Annotated in this window: 9 protein-coding genes; 1 reads left to right on the top strand and 8 read right to left on the bottom strand. The window is 33.3% G+C overall.

From position 1 onward, the window contains the following. The 8 genes from sdhA to zapA form a co-directional block, all read right to left on the bottom strand. The gene (gene sdhA, locus ISP02_RS07920; protein WP_195721035.1) at positions 1-1,764 is read right to left on the bottom strand and encodes a succinate dehydrogenase flavoprotein subunit; all 1,764 of its coding nucleotides are present in this window, start codon (positions 1,762-1,764) and stop codon (positions 1-3) included. A gap of 50 nt (positions 1,765-1,814) precedes the next feature. Further along, positions 1,815-2,426 (bottom strand): succinate dehydrogenase cytochrome b558 subunit, encoded by a 612-nt coding sequence (locus ISP02_RS07925; protein WP_195721036.1) that lies wholly within the window; start codon positions 2,424-2,426, stop codon positions 1,815-1,817. Positions 2,427-2,746: 320 nt separating this feature from the next. Then, positions 2,747-4,528, bottom strand: a complete 1,782-nt coding sequence (gene uvrC / locus ISP02_RS07930; RefSeq protein WP_195721037.1) for an excinuclease ABC subunit UvrC — start codon at positions 4,526-4,528, stop codon at positions 2,747-2,749. A 151-nt stretch (positions 4,529-4,679) separates the two neighbouring features. Continuing rightward, positions 4,680-4,994, bottom strand: a complete 315-nt coding sequence (trxA, locus tag ISP02_RS07935; RefSeq protein WP_048794161.1) for a thioredoxin — start codon at positions 4,992-4,994, stop codon at positions 4,680-4,682. An 80-nt stretch (positions 4,995-5,074) separates the two neighbouring features. Next, complete coding sequence (locus ISP02_RS07940) at positions 5,075-7,423, bottom strand: endonuclease MutS2 (protein WP_195721038.1); 2,349 nt, start codon at positions 7,421-7,423, stop codon at positions 5,075-5,077. A 9-nt stretch (positions 7,424-7,432) separates the two neighbouring features. After that, on the bottom strand, positions 7,433-9,145 hold the full coding sequence (gene polX, locus ISP02_RS07945; protein WP_195721039.1) for a DNA polymerase/3'-5' exonuclease PolX: 1,713 nt from the start codon (positions 9,143-9,145) through the stop codon (positions 7,433-7,435). A 114-nt stretch (positions 9,146-9,259) separates the two neighbouring features. Continuing rightward, positions 9,260-9,781, bottom strand: coding sequence for a CvpA family protein (locus ISP02_RS07950; RefSeq protein ID WP_195721040.1), 522 nt, complete (start codon positions 9,779-9,781; stop codon positions 9,260-9,262). Further along, a complete protein-coding gene (gene zapA, locus ISP02_RS07955; protein ID WP_195721041.1) occupies positions 9,778-10,047 on the bottom strand; it encodes a cell division protein ZapA in 270 nt (89 codons plus the stop codon). Before zapA ends, ISP02_RS07950 begins: the two co-directional genes overlap by 4 nt. A gap of 260 nt (positions 10,048-10,307) precedes the next feature. Here zapA and rnhC point away from each other — a divergent pair, with 260 nt between their 5' ends. Then, on the top strand, positions 10,308-11,255 hold the full coding sequence (gene rnhC, locus ISP02_RS07960) for a ribonuclease HIII (RefSeq protein WP_195721042.1): 948 nt from the start codon (positions 10,308-10,310) through the stop codon (positions 11,253-11,255). Positions 11,256-11,289 lie beyond the last annotated feature (34 nt).

The raw sequence follows: 11,289 nt of genomic DNA on the forward strand, positions 1-11,289 counted from the left end.
TTATTTACCTCCTTTAGACTTAGCCGTATAGTCACGTTTACGAGGTTCTACTAAACTCACATCTACGTCTTCATACGTGAATTTAGGTGCCTGAGACTTACCTTGGAACTCAGCTAAAGTTGTTTTTAACCATTCTTCGTCGTTTCTATCTGGGAATTCAGGTTTGTAATGCGCGCCTCGAGATTCGTTACGATTATAAGCACCGATTGTAATAACTCTCGCTAATTCTAACATGTTCCATAGTTGACGAGTAAAGAACACGGCTTGGTTACTCCAAGTTTGTGTGTCTTCGATATCAATATTGTTGTAACGTTCCATTAGTTCTTGAATTTTCTGATCAGTTTCTAATAATTTATCATTTTCACGTACAACAGTTACATTAGCGGTCATAATTTCTCCAAGTTCTTTGTGAAGTTTGTAAGCATTTTCGTCGCCCTTCATCTGTAACAACTTGTCGAATTTTTCTTGTTCTGAACGAACTTTACGTTCAAAGATTTCATCATCTAAATCTTCATAAGAAGTTTCAATGTTTTCGATATATTTAATTGCATTAGGTCCAGCAACAGTGCCGCCATAAATAGCAGATAATAATGAGTTAGCACCTAAACGGTTACCACCATGTTGTGAGTAATCGCATTCACCTGCTGCAAATAGACCTTTAATGTTAGTCATTTGATCATAGTCAACATATAAACCACCCATTGAATAATGGACAGCAGGGAAAATTTTCATTGGTACTTTCTTAGGATCATCACCAGTGAATTTTTCGTAAATCTCGATGATACCACCTAGTTTAACGTCTAATTCATGTGGGTCTTTATGTGAAAGGTCTAAGTAAACCATGTTTTCACCATTAATACCTAATTTTTGATTAACACAGACATCAAAAATCTCACGAGTCGCAATGTCACGAGGCACTAAGTTACCATAGTCAGGATACTTTTCCTCTAAGAAATACCAAGGTTTCCCGTCTTTATATGTCCAAATACGACCACCTTCACCACGAGCTGATTCACTCATCAATCTTAATTTATCATCGCCAGGAATTGCTGTTGGGTGAATTTGAATAAACTCGCCATTGGCATATAATGCGCCATCTTGGTAAGCGATTGATGCTGCAGATCCTGTATTAATCATAGAGTTTGTAGTTTTACCAAAGATAATGCCAGGTCCACCCGTAGCCATGATTACAGCGTCAGAACCAAATGATTTAATTTCAGAAGTAGTAAGATTTTGCGCTACAATTCCTCTTGCCATGTTGTCATCATCTTTTACTATACCTAAAAATTCCCAGCCTTCAAATTTATTTACAAGACCATCTACTTCATAGCTGCGGACTTGTTCGTCTAATGCATAAAGTAATTGTTGTCCTGTAGTTGCACCTGCATAAGCTGTTCTATGGTGTAAGGTACCACCAAAACGTCTGAAGTCTAATAAACCTTCATTTGTTCTGTTAAACATAACACCCATACGGTCTAACAAGTGAATGATTTTGGGTGCTGCATCTGTCATTGCTTTAACAGGTGGTTGATTTGCTAAAAAGTCGCCACCATATACTGTGTCATCAAGGTGAACCGCTGGTGAATCTCCTTCACCTTTTGTATTTACCGCTCCGTTTATACCACCTTGGGCACAAACAGAGTGTGAACGTTTAACAGGCACGATTGAGAACAAGTCTACATATGCTCCTTGTTCTGCTGCTTTGATTGTTGCCATCAGACCAGCAAGTCCTCCACCGACAACAATAACTTTCTTCTCTGCCATACTATGTCACTCCCCTAAAATGTATCTAAAGACTAATTTGAAATTATATATTATAAGAACGCTAAAATTGCACTAACACCGATGTAACTAACTACTAAGAATACAATTAATGATACCCAAGTAAATATTTGCTGGGATTTATTGGATTGTAAGACACCCCATGTAACTAAGAATGACCATAGTCCATTAGCAAAGTGGAATGTTACTGCTAAAATACAGATTATGTAAAAAATCAGCCACAAAGGATTAGAAACTATGTCATGTACTAATGTAAAGTTTACTTCATGACCTAACGCCACTTTAATACGTGTTTGCCATAAGTGAATAGCCACGAATATGAAAGTTAATATTCCTGTAAGTCGTTGTAATAAAAACATCCAGTTTCTAAACCGAGAATAGTGCCCTACATTTTCTTTTGCTGTAAAGGCAATGAAAATGCCGTAAACACCGTGATAGAAAATAGGAATGTAAATAAATAAAAATTCCAGTACAATTAAAAATGGTAAAGATTCCATGAATCCTGCAGCTTTATCAAAAGCAGCAGCACCTTTAGTTGCTTGATGGTTTACAAGTAAATGCACTAGTAAAAAGCCACCAATTGGAATTACGCCTAATAATGAATGTAAGCGTCTTAAATAGAATTGATTTTTCGTGTAAGCCAAAAGGAAGTCCCCCCTGAGAAACAAATAATTTATTTGATTTCCTTTTCATCTATTATTAGCGTTAACCAAATAAAAATTATTAAGAATAAAACATGAAACTTACATGTAAAATTAGTTTCATGTAAGTTGGCAGTTTCAATTGTTAATAATTTAAATATCACACTATATAAATTGATTCCGAAATAAAGTGATAATTCTTCTCAATTAGAAAACGCTTCCATAATTTAGAAAAAAAAGAAATCTCTTTGCCTATTATTGTAACACTAAATATAGTAAATTTGGGTATGAGAATGATTCTCACACCCATTTTTTTTGATATTCTAATTTTTAAGTGCTTCATAAAGATTTTCAGCAACATTTTTAGGTAATCCCGCTACTTGTAAATCCTCAATAGAAGATTCTTTCATTTTCTTAATTGAACCAAAAGTTCTCAATAACTTAGTCTTTCTTTTCGAACCAATGCCGTCAACTGTATCAAGAATAGATTGCAATCCTGTTTTCTGTCTCGTTTGTCGGTGGAAAGTGATAGCGAATCTATGCACTTCATCTTGAATGCGGTGTAGTAAATAAAATGCTTGGCTATTTTTCTTTAATGGTACGATTTCTGCGCTAGCACCATAAAGCAAATCTGAAGTTTGATGTTTATCATTTTTCTTTAAACCTGCCACTGGAATATCTAGCCCTAGTTCATTTTCTAACACGTCTATAACTCCACTCATGTGACCTTTACCACCATCGACAATAATTAAATCTGGTAACGGCGTTCCTTCATTAAGAACTCTAGAATACCTTCTTCTAACCACTTCTCTCATTGACTTATAATCGTCTGGACCTTCTACACTTTTAATTTTATATTTACGATAGCCTTTTTTATTAGGCTTACCATCTACAAACGACACCATTGCAGAGACTGGATCCACACCTTGGATATTTGAGTTATCAAAAGCTTCTATTCGAATAGGCGTCTGGATACCCATTCTGTCACCTAGTTCTTCTATTGCTTTAACAGTACGTGATTCATCTTTCGCAATAAGTTCAAATTTATTATCTAACGTAATTTCTGCATTATGGTTTGCTAAATCGACCATTTCTTTTTTCTTACCTTTTTGTGGTTGCACGATTTTAGTATCTACAACTGAGTTAATTACTTCTTTATCTAAGTTTTTAGGTACATGGACTTCTTTAGGTAAAATATGCTGATTCAAATCATAAAATTGACCAATAAACGTATAAAATTCTTCTTCTTCCGTTTGTTGTAAAGGAATCATCGTGGCATCACGTTTAATCATATTACCTTGACGTACGAAAAAGACTTGAATACACATCCATCCTTTAGACACACTATAACCAAATACATCTCTAACAGTGTAGTCTTTTGAAATAATTTTTTGTTTCTTTGTTAAATTATTAATGTGTTCAATTAAATCTCTGTATTCTTTTGCACGCTCGAAGTCTAATGATTCACTTGCTTTTTGCATACGTTCTTCTAAATTGTGTAAAATCGTTTTATCTTCACCATTTAGAAAGTCTGAGATTTCTCTTGTCATTTCAGCATATTTACTTTGCTCTACAGGATAAACACAAGGTCCCATACATTGTCCAATATGATAATATAGACACAATTTATCCGGCATCTTATCACATTTTCTAAATGGATAAATACGATCAAGTAATTTCTTCGTTTCTTGTGCAGAATAAGCATTTGGGTATGGCCCAAAATATTTACCTGTACCTTTTTTAACGGTACGAGTAACAATTAATTTAGGATGTTTTTCTTTAGTTATTTTAATGAATGGATAACTTTTATCGTCTTTCAACAAAATATTATAGCGCGGTTGATACTGCTTAATTAAATTTAATTCAAGTAATAATGATTCAGTTTCACTAGACGTTACAATGTATTCAAAATTTCTAATTTCTCCGACAAGTCTAGTCGTTTTTGCGTCATGTGCGCCAGTAAAATAAGAGCGTAATCTATTTCTTAATTTTTTAGCTTTACCGACGTATATTACTTGGTTATTTCTATCTTTCATTAAATAACAGCCAGGCTCTATCGGTACCACTGTTAATTTTTGTTTTATTTGCTCTTGATAAGTTTCCATTATTTACCTCCTTTCTCGATATAATTATTTATTTAACTTACAAGTTATATTCCTTGAATTTATATATTATAAAACATTATTTTATATTTATTACAAAAATTAAAGCTGATACATTATTGTTAATGTACCAGCTCTACTTTACGCATTTATCTTATAAATGTTTATCGATTACTTCTGCTAAGTTTTCTTTAGGTTGGAAACCAACAACTTTATCAACTGGTTCTCCATCTTTGAACACGATTAGAGTTGGAATACTCATAACTTCAAATTTAGCAGCAGTTGATGGGTTTTCATCAACATCTAATTTTAAAATATTCGCTTTTCCATCATAGTCACCAGCAAGTTCTTCTAAAACTGGTGCTATCATTTTACAAGGACCACACCAAGTTGCCCAAAAATCCACTAAATTAACGCCAGACTTAATATTTTCATCAAAGTTTGAATCAGTTGCTTTTACGATTGCCATAAATGCCAATCCTCCTTAATTTCAAATGATGAGCAAATTATAACAGAATTTAATTTATTCTGCATAGCCCTTGCTCACTATTATTTTAGTTCTACTACTGTAACACCAAAACCACCTTCGCTAGGCATACCATTTCTATATGATGCCACACTTTTATGGTTTTTCAAATAGTTTTGCACACCTTTTTGCAATGTACCTGTTCCTTTACCGTGTATGATATTAACCTGCTGATAATTACTTAAAACAGCCTGGTCGATATACTGGTCTAGTTCGTTAAGTGCTTCTTCATAACGATAACCTCTTAAGTCTAAATCCATTTTTATATTTTGTCTATTTTGACGCTTGACCATTTTGGTAGGTGCTTCTTGAGTCTTTTTAGTTTTTTCTAAATCGCTTAATGAAAGTTTCATTTTAATGATACCCATTTGAACGACTGCTTCGTCATTTGATACAACTTCAAGCACCTCACCTTTTTGACCATAAGTTAACACTTTAACTTCGTCACCAACATGAATTTCGTCCCATTTTTGTTTCTTCACCTGTTGCTTGATATCTTTTGCTTCATATTGATCGTCTAATTGTTTCTTTTTATCAATAAGCTCGTGCTCTTTCACGTCAGCACCCTTCTCATCGCGTAACGTTCTTAAGTCTTTTAATATTTGATCCGCTTCTTGCGTAGCAGATTTAACACGTTGATTAGCTTTATCTTTTGCTTCGTCCATAAGTCGTTTTTCATAAGCTTGATATTGCGTATATTTTTTCTCGAGTTCATCATGAGTTTCTTGAGCTTCCCTAAGCAATCTATCTAACTCAATACGTTGGTTCTCCACGCGTTTTGAATTACTTTCTAATGAAGCAATCATTTCGTTTATCTCTTGCTCATCTTGTCCAATCATGGACTGAGCTTGATGGATAATAGCCTTATTAAGACCTAACTTACTTGAAATATCAAAAGCATTAGAACGTCCCGGCACGCCCATTAGCAATTTGTATGTAGGACTTAATGTTGCTACATCAAATTCTACACTTGCATTTAATACACCTTCCCTATTATAACTATAGGCTTTTAATTCTGGGTAGTGTGTTGTAGCCATAACTAGACTATTAATGTTGTGAACATAATCTAAAATACTCATAGCAAGTGCGGCACCTTCACTTGGGTCTGTACCAGCACCTAACTCATCGAATAAAATTAAACTTTCTTGAGTTGCTTCTTGCAATATCTCGACAATATTTTTCATATGAGATGAAAAAGTTGATAAGGATTGTTCAATTGATTGTTCATCACCAATATCACAATATACGTTTTCGAAGACGCTTAACTGACTACCATCCAAAGTTGGTATTAAAAGGCCAGACTGTGCCATAACAACTATTAATCCAAGTGTTTTTAAAGTAACGGTTTTACCACCTGTATTAGGTCCAGTAATAATAACCGTTGATATGTCTTCCGAAAATTCTATTGTATTAGCAACAACCGTTTCTTTATTTAATAATGGATGGAACGCTTTTGGTAAATACATTGTGCGTTCTGTATTAAATGTAGGCTTAGTTGCTTTAATTGAGCTTGCATAGCGTGCTTTTGCAATTAAAAAGTCGATCTGCCCCATAACACTTTCAGCAGTTAAACAAGCATCTGCTTCAGTGGCCACTTCAGCAGTTAATTCTATTAAAATACGTTCTCTTTCAACGGCTTCGTCATTTTTTAGTCTACTAATCGTATTATTCATTTCCACAACTGAATTAGGCTCGATATATAATGTCTGTCCTGATGCAGATTGATCATGTACTATGCCATTAAAGTCTTGACGATATTCTGCTTTAACTGGAATAACATTGCGATCATTTCTAACTGTGACTAAAGCATCTGACAATTTCTTTTGATTACTTTGACTTTTAACTATTCTATCAAGGTTCTGTTTTATTTTTTGAGTTGTACTAGCTATTTTGCTGCGAATTCCTTGTAATTCATAGCTTGCGTCATCATATAAGTCATGCGTATCACATTTTTGGTGGATTATTTGATATAAATCCGTCAATATAGGCAACTGATCCATTCTATCGTGCAAAATTGGATATAAAATTTCTTCATCTTCTTCCAACAATTGATTATAAAAAGTTTTAAATTGATTTTGTACTTGTATTAAACGTTTAATTAAATTTAATTCGCTAACATTTAGTACACCTCCAATTGTTGCTCTGTGAACTAATTGAGACACTTTGGAAAGCCCGCTTAAACTAGGCAATCTATGTTTATTGTAAATTTGGTTCAATTCATCAGTTTCATTAATTTGAAATTGTACCGTTTCTAAATCTATTGCTGGCGACATGCTCTGCGCTTTTTCACGGCCTAAGTCACTAATGGTTTCTTTCTCTACTAAAGCTTTAATTTTATCGAATTCTAAGACATCTAATGATTTCTGTCTCATGTAATCCCTCTATTTCTTCAATTTAATATTGTTGTCAATTAGTGATTTAAATGCTTCTCTTGTCATTGTATTAATAACTCTATCTTTATGCACAAAACCTTTTTGCGCAGTTGCTACACCATATTTCATAAATTCCAAATGGTCCACATGGTGAGCATCTGTATTGATAGTTATTTGTACATTCGGATGTTTTTTAACAACTTGAGCGTTTAAATCGAGTCGCTTTGGATTAGCGTTTATTTCTAAAATAGTGTTTGTTTCTTCAGCTAAGGTACAAAGTTTATCAATATTAGGTTCGTAACCAGCTCTTCTACCAATAATACGTCCTGTTGGGTGTGCAATATGCCTAACATAAGGATTGCGACAAGCGTTTTCTAAACGTTGCATAATTTCTTCTTCACTTTGGTTAAAACTTTGATGTATTGCAGCAATAACATAGTCTAACTTTGACAATACTTTATCACTATAATCTAAACTACCATCCGGCAAAATATCCATTTCTATACCTGAATATATGTCTATTTCATCATATTGTTCATTAAGTTGTTTAATTTCTGCATTTTGACGTAATAACCGTTCTTCAGACAAAACGTTAGCAACTTTCAGGCTTTGTGAATGGTCAGTGATTACCATAAACTGATAGCCTTTTTTTATATTTGCTTCTATCATATCTTTAATACTAAACGCACCATCACTATACGTCGTATGCATATGAATATCACCATTAATATCATCTAATGTAATGATATTAGATAAATCTTTATCAAATTCACTACCATCTTCACGCATCGATGGCGCTATCCAATCCACACCGAAATGTTGATAAATTTCTTTCTCACTTTGATATTGTACTAAAGTACCATCAGCTTGTTCTATACCATACTCACTAATTTTTTCGTCTTTATCTTTTGCCATTTGGCGGATTCTTATATTATGGTCTTTTGATCCAGTAAAATGCTGTAAAGTGTGATAAAAAGCTGTTGGTTCAATTAAACGAAAATCTACGCCTATAGTCTCGTCATCGTAATTTACTTCTAACGAAACTTTTGTCGAACCGACTGCAACTTCCTTTTCTTTATTAGGCATATTAACTAAAGCCTCTTGCACGGCTTGAGGTTTTGTAGTGCTAATAATATAGTCTAAATCTTTACTCACTTCTTTGTATCTTCTAAAACTACCTGCTACTTCAAATTTATCTATGCCATCAATAGTTGCTAAATAATCATTTATCTCGGCGCTTAGCCCTCGTATTTGATCGATCGGATAATAATCTTTTTTTGCACCTAATGCTTTTGCTGCTTCTAAAATATTTTGTTCTGTTTTTTTAGCAAAACCACTTAATTCACTTACTTTACCTTGTTCACAGGCATTTTGTAATGATTCTTTATCCGTGATATTTAACTCTTTATATAACTTAGCAATTTTTTTGCTACCTAATCCTTGAATTTTTAGTAATGGTACCAATCCAGCTGGCACCTCTTGTTCCAAACTAGCGAGCGTAGTCGATTCATTAGTCTGTCGATATTCATTAATAACCTCTCCTACACCTTTACCAATACCTTTTAATTCAGTAACGTCACCAATTTCGTCTAAGGCACGTTCATCTATTTCTAGGCTTTGTGCTGCTTTTCTATATGCTGATATTTTAAATGTATTCTCACCTTTTAATTCCATATAAGTTGCAATTTTTTCTAACAGTTGGATAACATCCTTTTTTGTCATATCAATTCTCCTCATAAAAAAAGGGCAAGACAAGTTAACATGTGCTTTAATGCAACAATATAAACCTTGCGTCTTGACCTCCTGGATAATAAATTTCTCAGTTTCAATAAGCTATTATATTTTTAAAATAAAGTTTGATAACAATGGTATGTTTAAAGTTAATGGCTTAGCTATCAAAGATGATGAAAGCTGTGATTGTAAAATTTCATTAGGATAAATTGCCAAAACGTATAGAGCTAAATTCACAACAAGTAATGAAGTGATGAAACTAATGACGATGCCAATTATCCTACTCCATATGAAAATGTTTGATTGATTAGTCATATTATCAAATGCAGCAATAATAGCATAGAGAATCAACTTCGTTATAATCGCAATTATAATAAATGCGGTTATATGATAAAAACGTTGTTGTAATTGATCTAGTGGTATCGCGAACTTCATATCATATGCTATCGTTTTAGGAAATGGTACAAATAACTCTAAACGTCGCGCTATAACTAAATAGTATGCATTACTAATAATTAAGGCCACAATCGTACATGCACCATGTAAGATGCTGAAACCTAAACCACGTCTAAAGCCTATTACCCCGATATACAGAAAAATAAGTAATACAACTAAATCGATAATCATTTATCTTCTCTATTTTTATATTGCTGTAATTCTTGTTGCAATTTGTAGTTTTCTTCTTCTAATTGTACTTTTTCGTGCATCACATTGACTGCAGTAAGTACGGCTTTACGCGTAGTATCTAATCCCGCATTTTTACGCCCTAATTCTTTTAATTTTTCATCGACTAGATTAGCAACATAGCGAATATGCTCAGGATTATCGGTTCCTACAATAGTATAATGTTTATCATTTATGATTACGTTGATTCTATTCTTAAACTCACCCATATGATAGCTCCTACCTTTTATATTATAGTTCGTAGTTATTTAATCATAATAACGTCTGTATCTACTACATATATTAAAAATATTTATCATCAGTCATTATACAATACTGTATAATATTTTGTAAGACCTGTGATTTAATTAGTAAATTCACTTTAATATTTTATAATTTTAAAAAACTAAATGTCCTAAGTGCTAACCATATAACTCTATGATAAAATTACTAGTGTTTTCGAAGAAAATTTGCGAAGTGGTGAATAAAAATGAGCAATATCGTACATAAATTATCAGCATCAGAAATTAATAAAATAATAAGTCGTTTAGATTTTGAAACATCCAACCTACCACAAGGTATGAAAGCCAAAATAAAATATAAAGGCACAGTCATCTCTATATACAACTCAAATAAAGTTATGTTTCAAGGTAGCAATGCAGAAAGTACAGCACAAGAACTTTTACCTAATATAAAACCTACGAAATCTGCAAAAACTTTAAAGTCTTCGAAATCCTCTAACAAAGGTCCAGCATCGCATCCGCTTTTTGACATGCAAAATTGCATAGGCAGTGATGAAGCTGGCAGCGGTGATTATTTCGGTCCATTAACTGTTTGTGCCGCATATGTTACCAAAGAGCATTGCCAAGTACTAAAAACCTTAGGTGTCGATGATTCAAAAAAACTTACTGATGCAAAAATCGTTGAACTTGCTGAACAGTTAGTCACGTTCATCCCTCACTCACTATTAACATTGGATAATAAAAATTATAATATTAAACAGGCGAGTGGTTGGTCTCAAGTAAAGATGAAGGCTGTATTGCATAATGAAGCTATAAAAAATGTTACTACTAAAATAGAGACTGACGCTCTAGATTATATCGTCATCGATCAATTCGCAGAACCTAAAGTTTATAAAAGATACGCATTAACTCAACTTCCTTTTGAAGAACGAACGTGTTTTGAAACTAAGGGAGAATCTAAATCTTTAGCTATCGCAGCGGCGAGTATTATATCGCGTTATGCTTTTGTGAAAAATATGGATCACCTGTCAAAGAAATTTAATACAACTCTACCCAAAGGGGCAAGTAACAAAGTAGACTTGAACGCAGCAAAAATAATTGAACGTTGGAATGTCAATGTACTAGATGATATTACTAAAAAACACTTTGCAAACCGCAATAAAGCACTTGCACTAGTTAACAAAAAACATAATTAGCCTTTGAATAATAATAAATTCAACATTCCATTCA

The organism is Staphylococcus durrellii (assembly GCF_015594545.1).
In the GTDB taxonomy this organism is placed as follows: domain Bacteria; phylum Bacillota; class Bacilli; order Staphylococcales; family Staphylococcaceae; genus Staphylococcus; species Staphylococcus durrellii.

What these genes read in the sequence shown, in the direction of transcription:
- sdhA (WP_195721035.1), bottom strand. Translation starts at nt 1,764, where the DNA reads ATGGCAGAGAAGAAAGTTATTGTTGTCGGTGGAGGACTTGCTGGTCTG.
- uvrC (WP_195721037.1), bottom strand. Translation starts at nt 4,528, where the DNA reads ATGGAAACTTATCAAGAGCAAATAAAACAAAAATTAACAGTGGTACCG.
- trxA (WP_048794161.1), bottom strand. Translation starts at nt 4,994, where the DNA reads ATGGCAATCGTAAAAGCAACTGATTCAAACTTTGATGAAAATATTAAG.
- ISP02_RS07940 (WP_195721038.1), bottom strand. Translation starts at nt 7,423, where the DNA reads ATGAGACAGAAATCATTAGATGTCTTAGAATTCGATAAAATTAAAGCT.
- polX (WP_195721039.1), bottom strand. Translation starts at nt 9,145, where the DNA reads ATGACAAAAAAGGATGTTATCCAACTGTTAGAAAAAATTGCAACTTAT.
- ISP02_RS07950 (WP_195721040.1), bottom strand. Translation starts at nt 9,781, where the DNA reads ATGATTATCGATTTAGTTGTATTACTTATTTTTCTGTATATCGGGGTA.
- zapA (WP_195721041.1), bottom strand. Translation starts at nt 10,047, where the DNA reads ATGGGTGAGTTTAAGAATAGAATCAACGTAATCATAAATGATAAACAT.
- rnhC (WP_195721042.1), top strand. Translation starts at nt 10,308, where the DNA reads ATGAGCAATATCGTACATAAATTATCAGCATCAGAAATTAATAAAATA.